Here is a 24,126-nt window from a genome sequence, read left to right on the forward strand (position 1 = left end):
CTTAAATTTACAGGCTGTCGCGGCGGTCCGCGAACTCGGCGAGGTCAGCATCGGTATCGATATCCCAGTGGATGCCGGGGTCCTCGACCTCGATGAACGCTGTCCGCTCGGTGGTCTCGATGATATCCCGACCGCCGCGGTCGCCGGAGACTGAGGCGAGCGCATCGAAGTGGCAGCCGTCGAATAGCACGGGGTTGCCCCGCGTCCCCTCGTGTTCGGGAACGACGACGGTTGCCGTCCCTGTACGGTACGCTTCGATAAGCACCTCGATAGTTTCGGCCCGGACGAAGGGCATATCGCCCAGTAGGAACAGGGCGGCGTCCCAGCCGGATTTCTGTGCATAGTCGACTCCATGTCGAACCGACGCGCTCTGGCCGGCCGCGTAATCGTCGTTATGACGAAGCGAAACTGAGAGCGCCTCTAGCGCCTCAGCGACAGCCACGCCCTCGTATCCGAGGACGGCGACAACGTCCGACAGCGGTGACTCACATGCGGTTTCGGCTACCTGTCGGACGACTGCCCTTCCGCCGATGGTTGCCAGTAGTTTGTTACCCGGCTCGTACCGTGAACTCCGCCCAGCGGCGAGGACGACGCCACCGACTTCGGTCCGGTGCTGCCCGCTCATCGTGGCCCTCGTTTCACAACGATACTGAGTAGTTCACCGACGTTCGTCACCGCTGGGCCTCCTGCACATCCGTCACAGCGACGACCTCACAGATATCCGACGCGAACGACGTAATCACGCCCCGAGAACACCGGCCTGTCTGCGACAGTGCGTGGCTGAGAACGTCTCTGGCGGTACACTGCTGTGATTCGGTATCCGCTTTGTTGACCAGCGGTATCACAGACGCCTCGGTTGGCGCGTTTCGGAGCCCACCCTCAGGATGTGTGAGCACTGTCCCGACAGCCTCCGCCGTAATGGTGTCGCCCACATCGAGGCCTGTGATGTCCGCTACCCGCTCCGGCCGGTGGACCACGTCCGTCGTCAGCACTTCACCGACGGCGGCGACTGAGGCGACCGGAACGACGTGGCTCGCTGTCCTCGGTACGACCGGCTCCCTAGCACCGGGCGCTTTGAACTCGCGCTTGCGTGCGCCGTCAGCCTTGACGAGCAGCCAGTCGAACAGTCCAGCCTCGGATAGCTGTTCCACCACACTCGCGTCGAATCCGCGAACCTTCCAGTCGACTCGCGCCGGATCGGCTACCCTCTCGCGAGCGAAGGCAACTGGCGGTTCGTGTTCGTCGAGGTCGTCGCACCACTCGTCCGGGCCAGTGAGCGTCAGCGGCAGGTCAGGCGGCGGTGGCATCGCTGTCGTTGTCGTGTAGCCCACGTCGTACCCTTCGTCGGTCCCTTCAATCGTCAGTTGTCCCATCGCGGTTTTCTTCCCACCAGCCCCGACAAAGGCGACAGCAGCGCTGGAACCCAGGTCCAGCGCAGCAGCCAGATGCATACAGTCGCTCCGCGGGACACACAAAAATAGCTTGCCGAGGCAACGAGGTGTGTCGCCGACAGCGTTTTTGTGACTTAGTAACACACGTACCCGTATGCCCCGCGTAGACGTTCGTGGTGAAATCTGTCCCCGGCCGGCGCTTATTGTCCGGCAGGCGCTTTCAGACCTCGACCCTGGGGAGACGCTCGTCGTTCGAGGTGATTACCCACCGGCCGAAGAGAACCTGCGGCGGATGTGTACGACCCACGGCATCGACGTGACGACCGCGGAGACCGCCGGCGAGTCCGACGAGTTCGAACTCGAACTTCAGGTGACCGAGATGGCATCACTATCGGAGGCCTGAGTGTGGGAACCGACGCGGCGACTGACGGTGACGACGAGACGACGCGCCTGACGGAGTACACGGAACTCCACGGCTGTTCCTGCAAAGTCGGCCAGAGCGACCTCGATTCGCTGCTCGCCGATGCCGGCCTCACAGGTGACAGCGACGCGCTGCTGTTCGGTGTCGGCGAGGACGCCGCTGCCCGGAAACTCACCGACGAGCTCGCGCTGGTCTCGACGGTGGATTTCTTCACGCCTATCGTCGACGATCCGTACGACTTCGGCCGTGTCGCGGCCTGTAACGCCGCCAGCGACGCGTTCGCCACGGGGGCCGTCGAGAACGTCGACTGCCTGGTCGTCCTCGGCCTCCCACGAGAACTAACCGACAGCGCGGCCTCAATCCTCGCCGGCATGGCCGACGCACTGGACGCGATGGACGGCGTCATCGCCGGCGGCCACACAATCATGAGTCCGTGGCCTTTCGCCGGTGGCGCCATCTCGGCGACAGCACGGCCAGACGCCCTGCTCACTTCGCAGGGGGCCAGCCCGGGCGACCGGCTCTACCTGACCAAACCGCTCGGGACACAGCCGGCTATGGGGGCGACCCGCGTGACCGACGCGCAGTTCGTTGAGACAGTCACCGACGCCGCTGACCGCCCGCTCGACAGTATTGCTTCGGAGGCCATCGCGTGGATGACGACCCCGAACCGGGACGCAACGCTGGCGTGCCGTGAATACGCGACCGCGGCGACCGATATCACCGGATTCGGCCTCGCCGGCCAGAGCCGCGTGATGGCCGACCGCTCGAACGTCGGTATCGAACTGACACACCTCCCGGTCATCGCAGGAACGCCCGCCCTTTCCACGCTTTTCGGATACGGGCTAACTGACGGGGAGAGCGCGGAGACCAGCGGCGGACTGTTCGTCTCTGTCCCGCCGGCCGCGACCGACGCCGTCGAAGCAGCGTTCGACGACGCCAGCGTGTTCTACCGAGCTGTCGGGCGTGTCACGGGCGGCAGCGGCGTTACGCTGGATGACCTGACCCTCGAAGAAGTCCGTTCCTAACGTCTAGTAGGAGCCTTCTACCGCAACCGAAGCGTCGCCTCCAGCACGCCACCGCCGAGGCACAGCGCCTTGTCGGAGATCTTCGCTGGGTCGACGGACTCGCCGCGGGGGTCGACGTCGCCGAGCTTTGTGCCCTCGCTGACGCCGAGGCCGCCGTGGACCAGACCGCGAACCAGCCCGTCTATCTCGGTCTCGACCGGCCGGTCGTCGACGGTGCCGACCACGTCGCCGGCTGTGACACTGTCGCCGATGGCGACCGTCGGAGTCCAATTACCGTCGGCCGGGGAACGAAGCACCCGCTCGTGAGTGTAGCCGCGCCGTTCGCCGGGCTCGCCGTCGTATTCGCTCGCAGTCCCCTCGTAGAACACGCGGCCGAGTTCGTGCCCGCGGTCCGTTTCGACGACCGCGTCCACGTCCTCACCGGCCTCGAAATCCGGCCCCATCCCGACAACTACGTCGGCGTCCCCTCGACGCGTGCCGGTGTCGAACTTCCCTTTCGCCATGATAGCGTCGACGAGCACCGCGGCATCGAGTTCGTCGGCGACGGTTGCCTCTGGGTCGACGAGTACCGGGACGACATCGCCGGCGAGCAGTTCGAGCGCCTCGTCGACATCAGAAGCTGCCTGGCCGGTGACCCCCTCAACAGTCACCTCGTCCTCGTACAGCGCCGCACCGAAGGCGACCGCCCGCCGGACGACTGTCGGCTGTTCGACTTCGGTGACGATGACCGGGAAGCCGGCCTGCTGGAGCCGGTAGACCACGCCGCTCCCGAGGTCGCCACCGCCGCGGACAACGACGAGGTCGTCGAGGTTCAGGCGCGTCGCCCGCTCACCGGCGGCGTCGTGGCGGTCCATGGTGACCTCGGCGAGAATCGAGAGCGCGACGGCGGCCGGCCCGCTCCCGCCGAGGTCGAGCCCCACCGGCGTTCGGACCCGGCTGAGGTCCCGTCGGGCGTACCCCGACTCGGCGAGCGAGTCGAGGACGTGGTTGGCCTTCGCCTCGCTGGCGACGAGGCCGACGTAGCCAGCTTCGTCGTCCAGCGCCGTAGCGACGGCGTCCTGGTCGAACGTCCCGCTCCGCGTCGCAACGGCCACGGCTGTCTCGGTCCCCATCGACAGGTCGCCGAGCGCCTCGCCGTAGTCGCCGTGAATCACGTCGGTAGCGTCGGGAAACTGCCCCGGGTCGGCGTAGGCCTCGCGGTCGTCGACCACGGTGACGGCGTAGCCAAGTCGCTCCGCCAACGGAGCCAGCTCCGTGCTGATGTGGCCGCCGCCGGCGATGTAGAGCCGTGCCTGCCCGCGAACGCGGTCGATGAACACCTCCATCTCGCCGCCACAGACCATTCCCGTGTTGCCGCCGCGTTCAAGTTCGTACGTCCGGACGCCGGGGTCGTCGGTTCCCGAGAGTACTGACCGAGCGTCTTGGACGGCGAGGTGCTCGACTGTCCCGCCGCCGATGGTCCCGTACTCCTCGTCGTCGGTGACGACCATCTTGTCCCCCACGTCCCGCGGTGCACTGCCGTCCTTGCGGACGATGGTCAGCAAGGCCGCCGGCACCCCTTGTCCGGCCAGTTCGTCGATACGTTCGAACAGGCTCATACGAAGCTCTTCACCTCCTGTTCGACGATGGCAGCGACTACGTCGTCGTAGGGTATGGGGTCGATGTCCGGCGTGAGGTCGACCCCCCGTACGTCCACGTCCCTCGCGACCGCCGAGACTGGCGCGTCGATATCCGGCGAGAGGTAGACGCCGTCCTGAATGAGGACGACGTGCGCCTCTGGGTCCCCGGCGGCGGTTCGCAGTCCGATTTCGGCCATCGGCTTGTCGATGAGATACAACATTATCAGAAATCCAGTGTGTGGTCGGCGTCACGGATGCGGGCGGTGACGCGGTCGTCCGACCAGACTGTTACGTCGTCGGCGATTTCACCCTCGTCGACGCCGCGTTCGGCCATCGCCGCGCGGTCCGCGATCATCTGTCCGCCCTGTTCCGCTAAGTCGGCGACGTGCCCGCTCATGTTGAGCGCCTCGCGGCCGACAGCGTCCCGAGCGCCGTACACGCCGTCCTGGGTGAATATCACCGTCACGTCGTGCATATCGAAGCCAGCTGCGACGCCGCGGGCGGCACGCAGCCCCTCCGGGATGTGGACTCGGCCGCACGGAGCGCGGGTGAGCAACACGACGACATCTCGTTTCATAGCGAGACCACCCGGTCAGCCTCACCGATGATGTCCGCCAGGTCCGGAAGCAGCCCGACTTCGACGCCCTCGGGGTAGTCGGCCGGCGCATCGATTCCCCGCGCGTCGACACAGAGCCCGCAGCAGATGACGTCCGCGCCGTCCGCGATAAGCTCCTGAAACTTCTCTGTCGGCATCTCGTCGTACAGTCCGCTGTCCGAACAGCCGGGCAACGTCTGGTCGGCGACGGGGACAAGCGCGCCGTCGAGGTAGTGGAAGTAGCTCACCTCGTGGCCTTGGTCCAGCGCCGCCCGGCCCAGCTCGTAGGCGGTACGCCATCGCTCGCTGTCGAAGGGACCGCCTGTCAGCAGAAACCCGATGTACGCCATACTGTCGAGATTTCGCCGACCTGATCTTAATAGTTTGCTCGACACAACAAAAAACACTCCGTGTGTGATATTAATCGGAAGAAAGCTGTTCGAAACCAACTCACTCATCGCCAGCAGACTGCTCATCGAGTGCCGCCGTCACGTCTTCCGCAGTGAACGGTAGCTCGGTCAGCCGAACGCCGACAGCGTCGCAGATGGCGTTCGAGAGCGCCGGCGGGACGCCGTTCGTCGGGAGTTCCGCGATAGATTTCGCGCCGAAGGGGCCCGTGGGTTCGTGTGTCTCGACGAGGATGGTCTCCATCTCGGGGTGGTCGGTCGTCCGTGGCATCCCGTACTGGCGGAACCCGAGCACTTCGGGGTTGCCCTCCTCGTCGAAGGTGAGGTCGCCGCTGGTGGCGTATTCGAGACTCATGTGCTCGCCGCCCTCGATCTGCCCCTCGACCAGCGCGGGGTTGATCGCGACGCCGCAGTCGGCTGCAAACACCAGCTTGTTGAGTTCGTACTCGCCGGTCTCCGTATCGACGGTCACGTCGACGAACTGCGCGCCGTAGGGCGGCGGGCTCTCGTCGGTCGAGTGGTTCCCGTCCCCGAGGATGTGTTCACGCTCGTCATCGCCGTAAGTGGCCTCGTAGCCGATCTCCTCCAGCGACACGCGGTTTCCGGTCCGTTCGCTGAACACGCCGCCGTCGCCGGTGTCGAGCACGTCCGGCGGCTCGTCGAGCAGTTTCGACCCCCACTCTAGCAGCCGCTCTTTGGCGTCCTCGGCGGCGTTCTTGACCGCGCGACCGCTGATGTATGTCGTCGAGGAGGCGTACGCGCCGTAGTCGAACGGCGTCAGGTCGGTGTCGGCAGCGATGACGACGACGTCCTCGGGAGTGCAGCCCAGCACCTCGGCGGCGATCTGGGAGAACATCGTGTCCGCGCCCGTGCCGGTGTCGACGCCGCCGACCTGCAGGTGGAAGCTCCCGTCCTCGTTCATCTGCACCTGCGCCGCGCCGAGTTCCTTGCCTGCGACACCGCTCCCTTGTGCGATGAGCGCCATTCCGACGCCGCGCTTGCGGTGGTCTTCGTCGGGCTGTTCGAGGTCGTCGTAGCCGATAGCCGCCTTTCCGCGGTCGACACATTCGCGGATGCCACACGAGCGAATCCGTCGAGTGAACCGGTCACCGTCTTTCAGGATGGCAACGCTCCGGTCGAGGTCGCCCTCCCGGACCGCGTTTTGAAGTCTGAACTCGATGGGGTCGAAGTCGAGGCGGCGGGCCACCTCGTCCATGTGCGCTTCGACGGCGAAGTGGCCCTGTGGCGCGCCGTAGCCCCGCATCGCCGCGCCCATGGGGAGGTTCGTGTGTACCACGTCCCCTGCAAAGCGGACGTTCGGGACCCGGGGATAGAGGGGAAGCGGCTTCGTTCCGACGTTGTTCGCGACAGTCATGCCGTGGGTGCCGTATGCCCCCGAGTTCGACAGCGTGTAGAGGTCCATCGCCTCGATATCGCCGTCGTCCGTCACCGCGGTCCGCATCCGCATCCGCATCGGGTGTCGAAAGCGGAGCGCGGTGAACTCCTCCTGACGACTCATCTCCAGTTTGACCGGTCGGCCCGCCGCCAGGTGGAGCGCGAAGGCGATGGGTTCTATCGCCATCTCCTGTTTCGATCCGAACCCCGCGCCGATGCGCGGCTTCGTCACCCGTACGTCACGGATGGGCACGTCGAACAGGTGCGCTATCTGGCGGCGGGTGTGAAAGGGGACCTGCGTCGCTGTGATGAACGTGTGCCGGTCATCCTCGTCCGTGTAGGCGATGGTCGTGTGCGGTTCCGGGACGCAGTGGGACTGGTACGGCGTTTCCCATTCCGTCTCGATGACGTGCCGGTCGTCGTCGTTGCTGGCCCGCTCAAACGCCGCCTCCACGTCACCGAGTTCCCCCTCGAAGTGTGATTCGAGGTTTCTACTGTAGTCCGCGCCCGACTGCTTGTTCTCCACGTCGTCGGTCTCGAACAGTTGCGGGGCGTCTTCATCCAAGGCCTCCTCTGGGTCGAACACGGCGTCCAGTTCCCGGTATTCGACTTCGATTTTCCGTGCGGCGCGGTCGGCCGCTTCCGGGTCGTCGGCCGCCACGGCCGCGACCGGGTCGCCGACGAAGCGGACGTGCTCGCGCAACACTTTCAGGTCCCACGGGCTCGGCTCGGGATAGGACTGGCCCGAACTGGAGTACAGTTTGTCCGGGACTACGTCGTCGAACGGCGTGATGACGGCGTCGACGCCGTCCATCGCCTCGGCAGCGCTCGTGTCGACCGATTCGACGTAGCCGTGGGCGATGTCGCTGCGAACCACTTTCCCGTGGGCGAGGTCTGGAAACCGGTCGCGGTAGTCCGCCGTGTAACGGGCCTCCCCGGTCACAATCTTCCGCGCGTCGTCTTTCTCCTCGTCCGCCGTGATGGTGTCGCGTTCGGATTTGGGCTTCCGGTCAGGTTCCCGTGCCACGTCCGCCTCTGACTCCTTCTCAGCTCCGGCAGGGGCCGCGTCTTCCACCCCTGTCCTGTCGGGCTGCTCGCTCGTCTCCCGAGCCCGGTCGAAATCGCTCACTGACCGCCCTCCATGCAGTCGCAGTCGTTGACTGTACACTCGGTCGAATTTGCGACCCTCTCGTTGCCTTCGACTGCCTTCCCACCGTCGGCGGCGACGGCTGTCCCGCCGTCCATCCGCTCGGCGGCGTCCAGCACCGCTTCGACGATTTTCTTGTAGCCGGTGCATCGACAGAGATTGTCCGACAGCGCTTCCCGGACCTCCTGCTCTGTCGGGTCCGTGTTCGCCTCTAGCAGCGCCGTCGAGCGCATTATCATCCCCGGAATGCAAAAGCCACATTGCAACGCGGTGTTAACGACGAAGGCCTGCTGGACCGGATGCAGGTCGTCCTGTTCGCCCAGGCCTTCGATTGTCTCGACGGATGTGTCCCGTACTTTCGTCACCGGCTCGACGCAGGATTTCACCGGTTCGCCGTCGACGTGGACCGTACAGAAGCCGCACGCGCCGGTGTCACACCCCCGTTTCGATCCGGTGTACCCGTTCCGCCGAAGGACATCGAGAAGCGAATCGGACTTCGATGCTTCGACAGTCCGTTCCACACCGTTAATTTCTAGTTCGATTTCCATATGACTCATCAGCTCGCTGGCTATGTCAGCAACGTGACGAACAGAGCGGTAAATAGCTATCGCGGATTTGCGATATGCCACGCCGACACACCGGGTCTGTTGGCGTGACTGTCACCGCGATCGGAGCTAGGCTTTGCGCTCGTCCAGTTTTGCCTTGATTTTCTCGGCGGAAATGGGCATTTCCCGGATACGGACGCCGACGGCGTCCCGGACGGCGTTGGACAGCGCCGGCGGGACTGTGTTTGTCGGGACCTCCGCAACCGATTTCGCGCCAAACGGACCGGTCGGCTCGTGGGTCTCGACCAGAATCGATTCGATCGGCGGCGTCTCGGTCGCCGACGGCAGTCCGTACTCGTCGAAGTCAGTCACTTCCGCCCGTCCCTCGTCGTCGAGCGTGATACCCTCGCTGACGGCCATCTCGTAGCTCATGTGGTTCGCGCCCTCGATCTGGCCCTCGGCCATGCCGGGGTTGATCGCGACGCCACAATCGACCGCGACGACCAGTTTGTGCACCTCGAACTCGCCGGTTGTCTCATCGACGGTCACGTCGGCGAACTGGGCGGCGAAGGGCGGGGGACTCTCCTCGGTGCAATGGGTCCCCTTCCCCAGGATGTGTTCCCGCTCGTCGTCGCCGTAGGCGGCCTCGTAGCCAATGTCTTCGAGTGTGACCGAATCACCGCTGGTCTCGCTGTACACCGTTCCGTCGCCGGTTTCCAGAACATCGACTGGCTCCTCAAGCAGTTTCGCCCCCCAGTCGAGAATCCTTTCTTTTGCGTCCTCGGCGGCCTTCTTGACGGCCATCCCACTGATGTACGTCGTCGAGGAGGCGTACGCGCCGTAGTCGAAGGGCGTCACGTCAGTATCGGCGGACTTGACGACTATGTCGGCCTCATCACAGCCCAGCACTTCGGCGGCGATCTGGAGGAACGCCGTGTCAGCGCCCGTCCCGATGTCGACGCCGCCGACCTGCAGGTGGAAGCTCCCGTCCTCGTTCATCATTATCTGGGCGGCCCCGAGTTCGTCGCCGGCGACGCCGGTCCCCTGCGCGGACAGCGCCATCCCGATGCCGCGGTGCAGATGGTCTGCGGCGGGCTGTTCGAGGTCGTCGTAGCCGATAGCGTCCTTCCCGCGTTCGATGCACTCGTCGAGGCCACACGACCGGATACGGCGCTCCGCGCCTTCGCCGCCCATCATCCCCGCGATCTCGTCGAGGTCGCCGACTTCCATGTGGTGTCGGCGTCGGAACTCGACGGGATCGAGACCGAGGTCGCGGGCGACCTCGTCGAGATGGCCTTCCAGCGCAAGCGTGCCCTGTGGCGCGCCGTACCCCCGCATCGCCCCGGTCTGGGGCGTGTTCGTGTGAACGATATCGGCCTCGAAGTGGACGTTCGGGACCTTCGAGTACAGCGGCAGCGGCTTGCTCCCGACGTTGCCCGCGACGGTCATGCCGTGGCTGCCGTACGCGCCGGTGTTCGAAAGCGCGTAGATGTCGATGGCTTCGATGTCGCCGTCGTCGGTGACGGCCGTCTTCGCTTTGACCTTCATTGGGTGCCGCGAGCGCATCGCGTAGAACTCCTCCTCACGGCTGGCTTCGTACAGGACCGGGCGATCGGTGGCAAGCGACAGCGCGAGCGGAATCGGCTCGACGACCATCGCCTGTTTCCCGCCGAACCCGCCGCCGACCCGCGGCTTCGTCACGCGGATATCACGGATCGGGATGTCGAACAGGTGGGCGAGCTGGCGGCGCGTGTGGTTCGGCACCTGCGTGCTGGTGATGAGGACGTGGCGGTCGTCCTCGTTCGTGTAGGCCAAGGAGGTGTGTTTCTCGACGTTCGCGTGAGACTGTCGGATCGTCTCCCATTCGGTCTCGTGGACGTGGGTCTCGCCGTCGAGCGCCGCGTCCACGTCTCCGAGTTCGCCCTCGATGTGGGCCATCCGGTTGCGGTCGTAGTCGTGGCCGACAATCTCGTTCTCGACCTCGCCGCCCTCGAACAACTGCGGCGCGTCCTCGCCGAAGGCGTCCTCCGGGTCGGTGACGTAGTCGTACTCCTCGTACGACACCTCGATAGCCTCGACGGCGGCGCTCGCGGTTGTCCGGTCGTCGGCTGCGACGGCGGCAATCGGGTCGCCGATGTAGCGGACGTGCTCGTTCAGCACGCGCATGTCCCACGGGCTCGGTTCGGGATAGGACTGCCCGGCGCTGGTGTATTTCGCGTCCGGCACCGCGTCGGATTCCGGTGTCAGGACCGCTTCGACGCCGTCCATCGCCTCGGCCGCGCTCGTGTCGATATCGGTCACGCGGCCGTGTGGGATTTCGCTTCGGACGACCGCTGCGTATGCGAGGTCCGGATACCGCTCCTCGTAGTCGGCGGTGTACTTCGCCTGCCCGGTGACGAGCTTTCGGTCGTCGTACTTCTCCGTCCGGTGGGAGACACTGTCGCGCTCGTCCGGAGCCTTGTCGTTGTTCTCGGGTTCGTCCCATTCGAGAGGGTGCTCCTCGAACCGTTCGTCTTCGACAGTCTCTGACTGTGAGGCCGTGCCGCCGTCGGCCCTGGCTGTCTCGTCGTCGTCACTCATCGCAGCCACCTCCACAGCAGCCGGTCGACTCGGCTCTGCGCGGGGGCCCATCGACCGACCGGCCGCCGTCCGCGGCAACCGACTGCTCCCCCTGCATTCGTTCTGCTGCGTCCAGAACGGCTTCGACCGGCTTCTGATAGCCGGTACAGCGACAGATGTTGTCGTCCAGTGCCTCCCGGACTTCCCGCTCGGTTGGGTCTGGGTTCGAATCCAGCAGTGCCACCGCCTGAATTATCATCCCTGGGATACAGAACCCGCACTGGACGGCGAAGTTGTCGACGAACGCCTGCTGCACCGGGTGCAGGTCGTCCTGTGTTCCGAGCGCTGCGACGGTCTGTATCTCACTCCCGTCGGCGTCCGCCGCGGCCATTCCGCAGGCCATGCGCACCTCGCCGTCGACGAACACCTTCGATGCGCCGCAGGCTCCGCCGTCGCAGCCACATTTCACGCCGATGTAGCCGTGTTGTCTCAAAACCGTCGCCAGGTCCTCCGCCGACCCGGCTTCGACTCTCGTTCGCTCGCCGTTGATTGTGAGTTCAATATCCACAGCGTACCCTCCGGTTTTCGGTATGTGCTACGTACACACGCCTGTCAGTGAACAGGTGTGCAACACTCTCTCATATATGTATGCTTCACAGGTGTCTGAACGCAATGTTGCCAGACGATTTCACGGGCACGGCCCACTACACGACACTAGGTTGACACAGTCGCGGCAGATGCGCTAGTCAATGTGTGACGTGTGGCAAATCTGTGACACGTATTCTCCGAGAACGGAACTAATCACTCGGCGGCCTTCGCCTGCACGGCGTTCAGCAGTACCTCTGTCCCGGTGACGATGTCGTCCCACTCGGTGAACTCGCTCTCGCGGTGGCTGATCCCGTCGACGCTCGGGACGAAAATCATGCTCGTCGGGGTTATCTTGTTGAGGTAGTTCGCGTCGTGGCCCGCGCCGCTAACCAGTCGCATGTACTCACAGCCGACCGTTTCGGCGGCCTCGACGACCGTGTCGATGCAGTCCTGGTCGAACGGGTCCGCGTCGACTCGCATTATCTCCTCGATCTCGTATTCGAGCCCTTCGCGCTCGGCCGCGTGGGCGACTTCCTCCCTTATCTGGTTGACGGCCGCGTCGACCACGGCATCGTCGTACGAGCGGAAATCGAGCGTGAACTCTACGCGTTCGGGGATGACGTTGATGGCGTTCGGCCAGACGTCGACGCTGCCGACCGTGCCGACGAGGTCCGTTCCCTCGGTCGCCGTGATCCGTCGGACCGCGCGGGTTACGTCCGCCGTCGCCACGAAGGCATCGTGGCGCATATCCATCGGCGTCGGTCCGGCGTGGTTGGCCTGCCCCTCGAAGGTGACGTTCAGCCAGGCAAAGCCGAACACGCCCTCGACAGCGGCGACGGGGATGTCCTGCTGTTCGAGAAACGGCCCCTGCTCGACGTGCATCTCAAAGTAGCAGTGGATATCATCGGCTTCACAGGGTGTTTCGCCCTTGTAGCCGATGCGTTCGAGCTCCTCTCCGAACCGCTTTCCGTCCTTGTCTTCGCGCGCGTAGGCGTAGTCGAGGTCGAACACGTCGCAGTAGACGCCGCTGCCGAGCATGTCCGGCTGGAAGCGCACGCCCTCCTCGTTGCTCCAGGCAACGACCTCCAGTGGACGTTCGGTCGTCACGCCGGCGTCGTTGAACGCCTCGATGACTTCCAATCCACCGAGGACGCCGATAACGCCGTCGTACCGCCCGCCGTTGTACTGGCTGTCGATGTGTGACCCGAACAGGACCGGTGCGGCGTCCTCCTCCGTCCCCTCTCGCCGACCGAAGATGTTGCCCATCGTGTCGATACGGACTTCCAGTCCGGCCTCGCGGAACCACTCGACAAGCGTGTCGCGGGCCGTCTTGTTCGCGTCGGACAGGCTCGGTCTGTTCACGCCGCCCCGTTCTGTCGCGCCGATTTTGTTGAACGTATCGAAGCGCTGTCTGAACCGCTCGCTGTCGAGACTGACGGATGGCATTGCGTAGCTGTTCCGCGGTGTCGTCTTGAAGATTGTGTCGGGGTGGCCCCACACAGATCGACAGACACGGTGTGGCACGCGCTCGCCCCCTGTCACACACGGTTGAGACCACCGAAAGAGCCAAACGACCGTTCCGCGAGTCAGCAGACATGACCGAGCTGAGTGCCGCGTCCATCGCGTTCAGAGACGCGCGGGTGCTGGACGGGAGCGGTCGCCCCTCGTTCACTGCGAGCGTGCGTGTCGCCGACGGCCGAATCGAAACAATCAGCGAGGCCCCCCTCGACGCCGACCGCGTGGTCGACCTCGACGGGTCGTATCTCGCGCCGGGGTTCATCGATATGCACGCGCATTCCGAGCTCCGACTGTTCGAGCATCCCGATGCGGAGGAGAAACTGACGCAGGGTATCACGACGGAAGTCCTCGGCCAGGACGGGGTCAGCGTCGCCCCGGTGCCACCGAACCTCACCGACGAATGGGCACAACGGGTCAAATCACTCGACGGCACGCTCGGCGAAACGTGGCCCTGGCACACCGTTGACGGCTACCTCGCGGCGCTCGAATCCGTCGAGCCCGCTGTCAACTGCGCGTACTACGCCCCCCATGGCAACATCAGGTCGATGTTGGCCGGGTTCGAGGACCGCCCGCTCGGCGGTGAACACGTCGTCGCCGCCGGGCCAGTCACCAGTCGACGGCTGGACAGACCAACGTCCGACCACGACACAGCGCCCGGTGAACTCGATGCGATTCGACAGGAACTCGAAGTAGCGCTTGAAGAAGGCGCGTTCGGCATGTCCAAAGGGATGATATACCCCCCGAGTTCGTACGCCCGCGACGACGAACTGGTGGCGCTTGCGGATACCCTCGCCAAGCGCGACTCGTTCATGATCTCCCACGTCTGGAACGAGACGGACCGCGTGGTCGAATCTATCGACCGATATCTCGACATCTGTCGGCGCGGCGGCTGTCACGCCCACGTCTCACATCTCAAGGTCGGCGGCCAGCAGAACTGGGGGGATTCCGAGGCCGTGCTCGACCTGTTCGACGATGCCGCCGCCCGGGGCCAGCGGGTCACCTTCGACCAGTACCCCTACACGGCCGGGTCGACGATGCTCACCGCGCTGTTGCCGCCGTGGGCACGGCAGGGCGATTCGGAGGCCATCCGTCACCGTCTCAACTCCGCGGCAGTCCGGGACCGTATCGCCGCTGACATCTCCCAGCCGGGTGACTGGGAGAATCTCGCGTACGCCGCTGGATCGTGGGACAATATCCTCGTGACGCGGACTGGGAGCGGCCGCTATCAGGGTGATACTATCGGGGATATCGCCGCCGAAACCGGGCGCGACCCGGTCGACGCGATGTGTGACCTGCTCGTCGCCGAAGAACTGGACGTGACGATGGCCGACTTCGTGATGGCCGAGGAAGACATCGAGCGGTTCCTCGCGGACGACCGCGGCACGTTCTGTACGGACGGTATCTTTGGCGGGAAACCCCACCCGCGGGCTATCGGGGCGTTCAGTCGCATTCTCGAACGGTACGTTCGTGAGCGGGACGTGCTCTCGCCGGAACTGATGGCGTACAAGGCCGCGGGACATCCGGCCGATATCCTCGGTCTCAGGGACCGCGGGTACGTCCGCGAGGGGTACGTCGCGGACCTCGTGGCCTTCGACCTCGACTCGGTGTCGGCGAACGCGACCTACGAGGACCCGTTTCAGTTCTCCGATGGAATGGCGTACGTCCTCGTCGGCGGCCAGGTTGCGGTCCGGGACGGCGAACTGACCGGGGAGCGAAACGGCGACGTGCTTCGCTCCTATGAGGAGTGGGGTGGTGCGACCCGTCCCGAACTCGACCGCACTGGCGACGACTAACCGGTGACTGACCGGCTCGACTGCTCGCTATCGGTGCGGCGGTGTCGAGCTGAAAAACGCCGAACCGGGCTTCCTTACTCCGGCACTTCGGCGTCGACGGCGTCGACGAAACTGTTCATCTCCTGGAACAGGAATTCGTCGCTCTCACCCTCGAACTCGGAGCCGGCCCAGACGTCGAGTTCGCCGTTGACGATCTCTTCTTCCGTTTCCGCCACGGTGTCTTTGACTTCCTGTGGAACCTCCGGCCCCCACTCGTCGAGTGCGGGGAGGTTCGTCTCCATGCCGCCCCAGAAGGCATCGGATTCCCAGGTTCCGTCCCGGACCGCGGAGATGGTCGGGTCGTACACCTCTTCCCAGTTCCACACCGGGGAGATGAGGTAGTTGTCGCCGCCGAACTCGCCCATCGGCGCGTTGTAGCCGGAGGCCCACACGTCCGCCTCGTTGGCGGCCCTGACCGGAGCAGGGGAGTCCTGCTCTTGCGAGATGACGTCACACCCTTCATCGATAAGCGAGTTGGCCGCCTGCTTTGAGGTCTGGGGGTCGAACCACGCGTTGACCCACCGGATTTTGAATGTCGCGTCCGGGTTCACCGACCGCGCGCCGAGCGCCATCGCGTTGATCGAGCGGATGACTTCGGGAATCGGGAAGGCGGCGACGTAGCCGATAGTGTTGTTCTCGGTCACCATTCCGGCTGCCTGACCGGCCAGATACCGGGGCTGGTAAATCCGGCCCATGTACCGCCCCATGTTCTCTCGGGTGCGATAGCCGGTCGCGTGCTCGAAGTACGTGTCGGGGTACTGTTCCGCGATGGTGAACATCGGGTCCTGGTAGCCAAACGTCGTCCCGAAGACGATGTCGGCGTCACCCTGCGCGTACTGCTCGAAAACGCGCTCCGAGTCTTCAGGCGCGACAGCCTCCGTGTACTCGGTTTCCAGCCAGTCGTATTTCTCGTCGACCGCCTTCCGCCCCTCGTCGTGTGCATGGGACCAGCCGAGGTCGCCGACCTCCGAGATGTACACCCAAGCAGCAGTCACCGAGTCTGACCCGGAGCCTTCGTCGCTACCGGTCGTAGTGCCATCAGTCGAATCACCGTCGTCGCTCCCGCTGTCGCCACCACTACAGCCGGCTAGCGCGGTTACCCCTGACGCCCCGAGGGCACCCAGCATCTCCCGCCGCGATATCGTTCGGTTGGTATTCACCATTACTGAACTGAGTAGACGTAGCGAAAACTCCTACTTAAGAGATACCATCTTTGATCTTACAGCGAACAAATATATTTGCGTGAACGTGACCGAAAATCGTCTTCGTGGCTCGATACTACTACGACCGTGGTCACAGCCGTCTGAAAGGCCCCAGCAACTGCAGATGAGTACGTCAGCTGTGTGCCGGTGGCAGAATCAGTTCGGGACCTCCCCCTCGACAGCGTCGACGTAACTGCTCATCTGCTGGAAGAGGAATTCGTCGCTCTCGCCTTCGAACGCCGAGTCGGCCCAGACATCCAGATCCCCGTCGAGTATCGCCGACCGTGACTCCGAGACGGTGTCTTTCGCTTCCTGGGGCACGTCCGGCCCCCAGTCGTCAAGACTACAGATGCCTGAATCGATTCCCTCCCAGTACGCGTCGGACTCCCAGGTTCCGTCCCTGACAGACTCGATTGTCGGGCCGTAGAACTCTTCCCAGTGCCAGATCGGGGAGGTGAGATAGTTCTCGCCGGCGATGTCGCCCATGGGAGCGTCGTAGCCAGTCGCCCAGATACCCGCATCGGAGGCCGCTCGGAGCGCGGCGGGGGAGTCCTGGTGCTGGGCCATCACGTCGACGTCCTCGTCCAGCAGGGCGTTCGCCGCCTCGCTTTCGGTCGGCGGGTCGAACCAGGAGTTCGTCCATCTGACCTTCAGCGTCGCGCTGTCGTTGACAGACGCGGCCCCGAGCGCGTAGGCGTTGATGCCACGGATGACCTCGGGAATCGGGAACGCCGCCACGTATCCCAGCGTATCTGTCTCCGTGACGGTACCGGCGGCCTGTCCGGCGAGATATCGAGGCTGATAGATCCGGCCCATGTACCGGCCCATGTTCTCCATCGTCAGGTAGCCGGTGTTGTGTTCGAAGTACGTGTCGGGGTACTGCTCCGCCACGGCCGCCATCGGGTCCTGGTACTCGAACGTACAGCCGAAGATGATGTCGGCGTCACCCTGTGCGTACTGTTCGAACACCCGCTCGGAATCAGCGGGGGCGACAGCCTCGGTGTACTCCGTCTTCAGCCAGTCGTATTCTTCTGCGACCGCCTCCCGACCCTCGTTGTGGGCCCAGGACCAGCCGAGGTCCCCGACCTCCGAGTTGTACACCCAGGCGGCCGTGACCGAATCCGTTCCGGACCCGCCGTCACTACCGGTTGTGGTCCCGTCAGCAGCCCCGCCATCGGCGGTGTCGGTGGCTGCTTCGCCATCGCCTCCGTCATCACCACCGCTACAACCGGCGAGTCCGGTAATTCCTGCTGCCCCAAGTGCTGTCAGTAGCTCCCGTCTCGATTTGGCGTGTTTCTTGTCAACCATTCACTATCCGGATTCCCATTGCAGAAACAATCACTTAAATTGTCCCGTTCGTGCAGCTTTTTCTACCCTATTATCAATATATGTGCCACAAAACCAAATCTATCATACGTATATGGTGATTATCTGCAGCATATGTCTATCCTACTGGCTGTCACGACAGACTGGATGGACGTCGACAACGGACGCTAACACATAACAACTGATACTTGGCAAATGTCCGGCATTTCCCGTTCTGGACGGCGAATATGGCTACCTTTGGAAACAATTATGCCACTACATTGTTGATACCCGGCCAAGATCAGAGAGCATGTCCGAACACACCACGCTCAGGATGGAGGGGATTCTGAAGGAGTTCCCTGGGGTCGTCGCCAACGACCACGTCAACCTCTCCGTCGAGCGCGGGGAAATCCACGGCCTCCTCGGTGAAAACGGCGCGGGAAAAAGCACGCTGATGAAGATTCTGTACGGGCTCTACTCTCAGGACCACGGCGATATCTATCTCGACGGCGAGCGGCTCGACCTGGAGTCGCCACAGGACGCTATCGACGCCGGGATCGGGATGGTCCACCAGCACTTCATGCTGATACCACGCCTGACCGTCGCCGAGAACGTCGTGCTCGGTGAACGTGAACCGGCCACAGCGTTTCGCAGCGATGCCGAGGACAGCTGGCTCCCGGCGGCGGTCCGGAACAACAGTCTCGTCCAGTCGCTCGCCGGCCAGTTCTCGCTCGGTCTCGACGTCCCCGAGCAGCGGATTCAGGACCTGGCGGATCAGTACGGGTTCGACATCGACGTGAGCGCAAAGATCTGGGAACTCGATGTCGGCCAGCAACAGCGCGTCGAGATACTCAAGGCGCTGTACCGGGATGTCGACCTCCTGATTCTCGATGAACCCACAGCAGTCCTTACGCCGACCGAGGCCGAGCGGCTCTTCGACTCGCTCGAACGGCTGACTGACGAGGGACTCTCGATAATCTTCATTACGCACAAGCTCACCGAGGTCGACGCCATCGTCGACCGCGTAACGGTTCTCCGGGAGGGAGAAAACGTCGGCACCGCCGAGGTGTCGTCAGTCTCCCGGGCAGACCTCGCGGAGATGATGGTCGGCCGCGAAGTGCTGTTCGAAATCGACAGGGACGCTGTCGACCTCGGTGAGCCGGTTCTGCGCGCACGCGGGGTTGAGGCCACCGATAACCGAGATATCGAAGCTCTCTCCGGTATCGACCTGACGGTTCGGCAGGGCGAAATCGTCGGTATTGCGGGCGTAAGCGGTAACGGCCAGAAGGAACTGGCCGAGGTCCTGGCCGGCATCCGTGACGTGACAGCCGGCGAGTTAGTGGTCAACGGCGAGGACATCACTGGCGCGAAACCGAAGACGTTCGTCGACAGCGGCGTCTCGTTCGTCCCCGAGGACCGACTCCAGTACGGCTGTGCCGAGGAACTCTCGGTGATGCACAACGCCACGATGAAAGACTTCAGGGACGGCCGGTTCGGCGACCGGCCGTTTTTGGACTACGGGGAACTCCGGAAGTACGCCGAGACGCTGGTCGAGGAGTTCGATGTCCGCGGTGTCAGCGACGTCACCGAGACCAACGCCGGCGACCTCTCCGGTGGGAACCTCCAGAAGCTCATCCTGGCCAGGGAAATCTACCGCGACCCCGATCTGCTCATCGCGAACCAACCGACCCGTGGCGTCGACGTCGGGGCAATCGAGTTCATCAGGGAGACACTGCTCGAACAGCGCAAGGCGGGCACGGGTATTATCCTGCTCTCTGAAGACCTGGACGAGATTTTCGACTTGAGCGACAGAATTCTCGTCGTGTACGAGGGCGAGTTCGTCTACGAAACGACACCGGCCGAGGCCGACCGGGAACGGATCGGTCTGGAGATGACCGGCGGAGGTGGGGACGACGCCAGTGAGACGGCTTCGTCGCCGCCTCAGTCCGTGGCCACACAGGAGAGTGAGAGCTGATGAATGTCGCAGTCAACGTCGACGCACGCGAGGAGATTCCCGCCTGGCTTGCCTACGGGACGCCCGTGTTCACCGTACTGGCCGCGCTGGCGGTGAGCGCCGTCGCGCTGGTCGTCCTCGATGTAAATCCCGTCGCGGCGTACGCGACGATGTTCGTCGACACGCTCTTTACCGAGTTCGGCCTCACCGAGACGCTGACGAAAGCGGTGCCGCTGATTCTCACGGGACTGGCGGTGTATCTCCCGCTGAAAGCGGGACTGTTCAACATCGGTGCCGAGGGACAGCTCGTCGCCGGTGCACTCGCCGGGACCTGGATCGGGCTGAACGTCTCGCTTCCGGGGCTCGCACTGGTCCCGCTGATGTTCGTCGCCGCAGCCGTGGCCGGCGGTATCTGGGCGGGCATCCCGGCGTACCTGCGTGCGAAGTGGGACGTCAACGAGATCATCACCTCGCTACTGCTGACGTTCGTCGCCCTCGAAATCCAGAGCTACTTGCTCCGGGGACCGATGCAGGGCGGGACCGGGAACTTCCCGCAGTCCGAGCGGTTCTCCGAGGCCGCGACGATTCCGGAACTGGTCAGCGGGGTCCACGCCGGCTTACTGGTCGCCGTCTGTATGGTCGTGGTGACCTACGTCCTGATGACGCGAACGCGACTCGGGTTCGAAATCACGTTCGTCGGCTCGAACGATGCGGCCGCACAGCAGGCGGGGATGAGCAAGTTCTACGTCTACCTCCTGGTGTTCGTCGTTGGCGGTGCGTTCGCGGCCATGGGCGGCATCAGTGAAATCGCCGGCGCACAGGGTCGCTACCGCGCCGGGTTCGAACCCGGATACGGCTTCACCGCCATTCCGATCGCGCTGCTCGGCCGCAACAGCGCGCTCAAAGTGCTGCTCGCGGGGCTGTTCTTCGCCGTGCTGTTCGTCGGCGGGTCGAGCATGGAAGTGGCCTTTGGCGTGCCCGCGGCGCTGGTCGAGATCATCCAAGCGCTTGTCATCCTCTTTCTGATCACTGCGGAGTTCTTCAAGAGCTACCGTGTCGGTATCGACGTAAAACGCGGGCCAGCGGAGACGCCGGCCCAGCCACAGCGGGGTGACGACTGATGGTGAGCTTCATCGCCGGGCTGCTCGATGCCACCGTTCAGGCGGCGACCGTGCTCCTGCTGGCCGGGACGGGGGAACTCCTCAGCGAGCGGGCGGGCGTCCTCAACCTCGGCGTCGAGGGCATGATGCTCGTCGGCGCGCTCGGCGGGTTCATCACTACCGTCGTGACGGGGAGCCATTGGCTCGGATTCGGCGTCGGCATCCTCCTCGGGATGGTGCTTGCGCTGGTCCACGCGTTCCTCTGTATCACGCTGAAGTCGAACCAGGTCATCAGCGGCGTCATGCTGACGCTGCTGGGGGGCGGTCTGACGACGTTCTTCGGCTCTGGCTGGGTCGAGGAATCAATCGACGGCTTCCCACAAATGACGCTCCCGCTCGTCGGACAGTACCTCGTCGATATCCCGGTCATCGGTGAGGCCTTTTTCCGGAGCACGGCGACGGACTACCTCGCACTCGGCCTGCTGGTCGTGGTTTGGTACTTCCTGCACCATTCGAATCTCGGGCTGGAAATGATAGCCGTCGGCGAAGACCCCGAGATGGCGGACACGATGGGCGTGTCCGTGTTCAGACTGCGGTATCTCGCGGTACTCATCGGCGGCGGGTTCGCCGGCGCGGCTGGGGCACACCTCTCGCTGGCGTTCTCACAGCTCTGGGTGCCCGGCATGACCGCGGGCCGGGGCTGGATCGCCGTCGCGCTGGTTATCTTCGCACAGTGGCGGCCCCGCCGGATGCTCGTGGGAGCGTATCTGTTCGGCCTGCTCGACGCGCTCCGCATTCGCTCGCAGTCCATCTCGCTGACGGTGGGTCCTGACGCGCCGCTCGCCGGGGTCATCAACCCCGTCGTCGAGTTCCTCATGAACCCACAGATCATGGGGACGTACCCGTATCTGGCGACGATTCTCGTACTGGTTTACGCCGTCATCCGGACCAAGAGCGACCAGCTCGCGGTTCCCTCGGCGCTGTTGCAGTCCTACAGCCGCGAGACGGATTAACGGATAGTCGGGTACGGGCCGAAACGAGCGGCCACACCTGCCACAGACCGTGTGTGTTGCCAAATCTATTTATCGGCATTCGAAGAATTCAGGATGTCTCATGAGCGCCAATCAGGTCTTCGAGAGAGGCGACCGTGTCGGGATCTACTTGCAGGACAAACACTCGCTGGAAGCGAACGTGGAACTCGTGCAGTACGCGGAGGAGCAGGGGATCGACGAGATCTGGCAAGCCGAATCGCGGCTGGCACGCGACGCCGTGTCCCCGCTCGGCGCGTACGCCGCGGTCACCGACGATATCAAACTTGGGACGGGTGTCATCAACAACTGGACGCGCAACGCGGCGCTGATCGCGCAGTCGATGAGCACGCTCGAAGAACTCGCCGGTCCGGACCGCATCATGTGCGGTATCGGGGCCTGGTGGGACCCACTGGCTGAGAAAGTCGGCATCGACCGCAGCGGCGCACTGCGGGCGATGCGGGAGTGCGTCGAGGTGACACAGGATTTGCTGGACATGGAGAACGTCACCTACGACGGGGAGTTCGTCCAGATGCGGGACGTGGAACTGGACGTGGTCCACGGCGACGACGGGCCGCGGACCGTCCCGGTCTACGTCGGCGGAACCGGGTTCAAGATGCTGGAACTCACTGGTCACTTCGCCGACGGCGCGCTGCTGAACTACCTCGTCAGCCCGGAGTACAACGAGAAGGCCCTCGACGCGCTGGAGACCGGGGCAGAACGAGGCGACCGCTCGCTCGACGACATCGACCGGCCCCAGTTAGTCGTCTGCTCGATGGACCATGACCAGGAGAAGGCCCTGGACAACGCCCGCGAACTCATCACGCAGTATCTCGGACAACAGCCCCACATTATGAAAGCCAGCGGTGTCAGCCAGGACCTCATCGACGAGGTGGGCGAAACTATCGGCGGGTGGCCGGCCGACAAGGACGACATCAAAGAGGGGATGCACCTCATTCCGGACGACGTAGTTCACAAACTCACCGCCAGCGGGACGCCCGAACAGTGCCGAGAAAAAGTCCGGGAGTACGCGGAAACTGGCTGCCAGTGCCCGATTCTCTATCCGCTTGGCGAGGACCGGCGGTTGATGATCGACGAGTTCGCGGACGGCTACCTGTAGGTCGCTGGCCGCCGACTCGATAGGTGACGATATCCCTTTTCGGCCTGCTCAATCGTCGGCCGCGGCTTCCTCGGCCGTGCCGTACAGGCCTTCGACCTCCGCGATGTCGGGGTCGATTCGATCCACTTCACCGGTCGCCTTCTCGGCGCTTTTCGTGTCTTTTAGTCCGAAGCCAGTGGACACCACGACGACGGTTTCGTCCTGTTCGATGATCCCACGGTCGAGTGCGGTTCGGACGCCGGCGACGGGCGTCGCGCCCGCTGGCTCGGAGTAGATTCCCTCGGTGCTGCCAAGCAGTTTCTCTGCCGCCAGAATCTCGTCGTCGGAGACCAGCACGCTCGTTCCGCCGCTCTGTTCCAGCGCGCGGCAGGCCTTGAGCGTGTTCCGCGGCCGCCCGACCGCGATTGAGTCGGCCAGCGTTTCGGCGATATCGTCGATATCGTCGTGGTCGTGGAAGGCGTCGTGGATGGCCGACGCACCGTCGGCCTGGACGCCCAGCATCTGGGGGTGGTCGTCGACGTAGCCGAGGTCGTAGAACTCCTTGAACCCCTTCCAGGCCCCGGCGATCGTACAGCCGTCGCCCATCGAGAACACGACCCAGTCCGGGACGTGTCCGCGAGCAATCGACTGGTCGGCGAGTTCGTGACCAACCGTCCGCTTGCCCTCGACCTGGAACGGATTGATGGCCGCGTTGCGGTTGTACCAGCCGTACTTCTCGGTCACTTCGACGCTGAGGTCGTAGGCTTCGTCGTAGCTGCCGTTGACAGCGAGGACGTCCGCACCGTAGACGAGCGGCTGTGCGAGCTTGCCTGTCGGAGCGTCACCGGGGACGAAGATTCGACAGTCCATCCCCCCGCGGGCGGCATAGCCCGACAGCGACGCGGCGGCGTTCCCGGTCGAGGCGCAGGTGATGATGTCTCGACCGGCGTGTTTGGCCTTCGTGACAGCGATAGCGCTGGCGCGGTCCTTGAAACACCCCGTCGGGTTCCGTCCGTCGTCTTTGACAAGCGTTTCGACCCCCAGGGCATCGCTGAGGTTCGGTGCGTCGAAGAGGTCGGTCCCGCCCTCGTTGAGCGTCACGACATCGGCGTCCGCTGCGACTGGCAGAAACGCCTCGTACTTCCACTGGCTCGATATCGGCCCGCCGAGGTCGCCATCGAACGCGTCGTCGATAGCATCGTAGTCGTATGTCACTTCGAGAATTCCCTTTACGCCCTCGTGTTCGGGACAGGTGTAGATGATCTGGTTCGGGTCGTACTCCACCCCGCAGAGTGTACACTCGAGGGTTGTGACTTGCGTCATGCCCATACTACTCCCTGAGTACAACTGGGTATAAAACCGTACTGCGGCTTTAACTCGATTGTGAGGTGAACCT

General features: G+C 64.1%; 21 protein-coding genes. 7 read left to right on the top strand and 14 right to left on the bottom strand.

The genetic code is table 11. The features are described from left to right. Positions 1 to 7: 7 nt before the first annotated feature. Both ACNO8S_RS17855 and yqeC read right to left on the bottom strand, forming a co-directional pair. Entirely contained in the window at positions 8 to 625 is a 618-nt protein-coding gene (locus tag ACNO8S_RS17855; RefSeq protein ID WP_420182899.1) for a nucleotidyltransferase family protein, read from the bottom strand. 46 nt (positions 626 to 671) lie between these two features. Further along, positions 672 to 1,451 carry a selenium cofactor biosynthesis protein YqeC gene (gene yqeC, locus ACNO8S_RS17860; protein ID WP_420182900.1) on the bottom strand — a complete coding sequence of 260 codons (780 nt, stop codon included), beginning with the start codon at positions 1,449 to 1,451 and terminating at the stop codon, positions 672 to 674. 94 nt (positions 1,452 to 1,545) lie between these two features. Here yqeC and ACNO8S_RS17865 point away from each other — a divergent pair, with 94 nt between their 5' ends. Next, the gene (locus ACNO8S_RS17865; RefSeq protein ID WP_008312065.1) at positions 1,546 to 1,794 is read left to right on the top strand and encodes a sulfurtransferase TusA family protein; all 249 of its coding nucleotides are present in this window, start codon (positions 1,546 to 1,548) and stop codon (positions 1,792 to 1,794) included. 2 nt (positions 1,795 to 1,796) lie between these two features. Beyond that, positions 1,797 to 2,837: a selenide, water dikinase SelD gene (gene selD, locus ACNO8S_RS17870; protein WP_420182901.1), complete on the top strand. Its 1,041-nt coding sequence runs from the start codon at positions 1,797 to 1,799 to the stop codon at positions 2,835 to 2,837. 17 nt (positions 2,838 to 2,854) lie between these two features. Here the strand turns inward: selD and yqeB are convergent, their stop codons facing one another. The 9 genes from yqeB to ACNO8S_RS17915 form a co-directional block, all read right to left on the bottom strand. Next, positions 2,855 to 4,435, bottom strand: a complete 1,581-nt coding sequence (gene yqeB, locus ACNO8S_RS17875) for a selenium-dependent molybdenum cofactor biosynthesis protein YqeB (protein ID WP_420182902.1) — start codon at positions 4,433 to 4,435, stop codon at positions 2,855 to 2,857. Then, entirely contained in the window at positions 4,432 to 4,677 is a 246-nt protein-coding gene (locus ACNO8S_RS17880; protein WP_023843018.1) for a hypothetical protein, read from the bottom strand. The genes yqeB and ACNO8S_RS17880 overlap by 4 nt, the downstream gene beginning before the upstream one ends. Before the next feature lie 2 nt (positions 4,678 to 4,679). Then, complete coding sequence (locus tag ACNO8S_RS17885; RefSeq protein ID WP_014031294.1) at positions 4,680 to 5,033, bottom strand: DsrE family protein; 354 nt, start codon at positions 5,031 to 5,033, stop codon at positions 4,680 to 4,682. Continuing rightward, on the bottom strand, positions 5,030 to 5,401 hold the full coding sequence (locus ACNO8S_RS17890) for a DsrE/DsrF/TusD sulfur relay family protein (RefSeq protein ID WP_014031293.1): 372 nt from the start codon (positions 5,399 to 5,401) through the stop codon (positions 5,030 to 5,032). Before ACNO8S_RS17890 ends, ACNO8S_RS17885 begins: the two co-directional genes overlap by 4 nt. Positions 5,402 to 5,501: 100 nt before the next feature. Further along, entirely contained in the window at positions 5,502 to 7,982 is a 2,481-nt protein-coding gene (locus ACNO8S_RS17895; protein ID WP_151104078.1) for a xanthine dehydrogenase family protein molybdopterin-binding subunit, read from the bottom strand. Next, positions 7,979 to 8,548: a (2Fe-2S)-binding protein gene (locus ACNO8S_RS17900; protein ID WP_050038404.1), complete on the bottom strand. Its 570-nt coding sequence runs from the start codon at positions 8,546 to 8,548 to the stop codon at positions 7,979 to 7,981. Before ACNO8S_RS17900 ends, ACNO8S_RS17895 begins: the two co-directional genes overlap by 4 nt. Positions 8,549 to 8,674: 126 nt before the next feature. Continuing rightward, positions 8,675 to 11,125, bottom strand: coding sequence for a xanthine dehydrogenase family protein molybdopterin-binding subunit (locus ACNO8S_RS17905; RefSeq protein ID WP_420182903.1), 2,451 nt, complete (start codon positions 11,123 to 11,125; stop codon positions 8,675 to 8,677). Further along, positions 11,118 to 11,672 carry a (2Fe-2S)-binding protein gene (locus ACNO8S_RS17910; RefSeq protein WP_014031287.1) on the bottom strand — a complete coding sequence of 185 codons (555 nt, stop codon included), beginning with the start codon at positions 11,670 to 11,672 and terminating at the stop codon, positions 11,118 to 11,120. Before ACNO8S_RS17910 ends, ACNO8S_RS17905 begins: the two co-directional genes overlap by 8 nt. A gap of 233 nt (positions 11,673 to 11,905) precedes the next feature. After that, positions 11,906 to 13,138, bottom strand: coding sequence for a Zn-dependent hydrolase (locus tag ACNO8S_RS17915; RefSeq protein WP_151104081.1), 1,233 nt, complete (start codon positions 13,136 to 13,138; stop codon positions 11,906 to 11,908). Between the two features lie 149 nt (positions 13,139 to 13,287). On the opposite strand from ACNO8S_RS17915, the gene ACNO8S_RS17920 reads away from it, so the two are divergent. Continuing rightward, positions 13,288 to 15,003, top strand: a complete 1,716-nt coding sequence (locus tag ACNO8S_RS17920) for an N-acyl-D-amino-acid deacylase family protein (RefSeq protein ID WP_151104082.1) — start codon at positions 13,288 to 13,290, stop codon at positions 15,001 to 15,003. A gap of 74 nt (positions 15,004 to 15,077) precedes the next feature. Here the strand turns inward: ACNO8S_RS17920 and ACNO8S_RS17925 are convergent, their stop codons facing one another. Next, on the bottom strand, positions 15,078 to 16,205 hold the full coding sequence (locus ACNO8S_RS17925) for a BMP family ABC transporter substrate-binding protein (RefSeq protein ID WP_151104083.1): 1,128 nt from the start codon (positions 16,203 to 16,205) through the stop codon (positions 15,078 to 15,080). 195 nt (positions 16,206 to 16,400) lie between these two features. Continuing rightward, positions 16,401 to 17,552 (bottom strand): BMP family ABC transporter substrate-binding protein, encoded by a 1,152-nt coding sequence (locus ACNO8S_RS17930; RefSeq protein WP_420182904.1) that lies wholly within the window; start codon positions 17,550 to 17,552, stop codon positions 16,401 to 16,403. Positions 17,553 to 17,859: 307 nt separating this feature from the next. Here ACNO8S_RS17930 and ACNO8S_RS17935 point away from each other — a divergent pair, with 307 nt between their 5' ends. The 4 genes from ACNO8S_RS17935 (at position 17,860) to ACNO8S_RS17950 (ending at position 22,751) form a co-directional block, all read left to right on the top strand. After that, the gene (locus tag ACNO8S_RS17935) at positions 17,860 to 19,524 is read left to right on the top strand and encodes an ABC transporter ATP-binding protein (protein WP_420182905.1); all 1,665 of its coding nucleotides are present in this window, start codon (positions 17,860 to 17,862) and stop codon (positions 19,522 to 19,524) included. Beyond that, positions 19,524 to 20,624, top strand: a complete 1,101-nt coding sequence (locus tag ACNO8S_RS17940) for an ABC transporter permease (RefSeq protein WP_014031281.1) — start codon at positions 19,524 to 19,526, stop codon at positions 20,622 to 20,624. The genes ACNO8S_RS17935 and ACNO8S_RS17940 overlap by 1 nt, the downstream gene beginning before the upstream one ends. Beyond that, positions 20,624 to 21,616: an ABC transporter permease gene (locus ACNO8S_RS17945; protein WP_420182906.1), complete on the top strand. Its 993-nt coding sequence runs from the start codon at positions 20,624 to 20,626 to the stop codon at positions 21,614 to 21,616. Before ACNO8S_RS17940 ends, ACNO8S_RS17945 begins: the two co-directional genes overlap by 1 nt. A 100-nt stretch (positions 21,617 to 21,716) precedes the next feature. Beyond that, a complete protein-coding gene (locus ACNO8S_RS17950) occupies positions 21,717 to 22,751 on the top strand; it encodes an LLM class flavin-dependent oxidoreductase (protein WP_420182907.1) in 1,035 nt (344 codons plus the stop codon). Between the two features lie 48 nt (positions 22,752 to 22,799). On the opposite strand, the gene thrC is transcribed toward ACNO8S_RS17950, so the two are convergent. Beyond that, a complete protein-coding gene (gene thrC, locus ACNO8S_RS17955) occupies positions 22,800 to 24,059 on the bottom strand; it encodes a threonine synthase (protein WP_151104088.1) in 1,260 nt (419 codons plus the stop codon). Positions 24,060 to 24,126: the final 67 nt, after the last annotated feature.

The sequence above is a fragment of the Haloarcula sp. KBTZ06 genome (genome assembly GCF_048595605.1).
GTDB lineage: Archaea > Halobacteriota > Halobacteria > Halobacteriales > Haloarculaceae > Haloarcula > Haloarcula hispanica.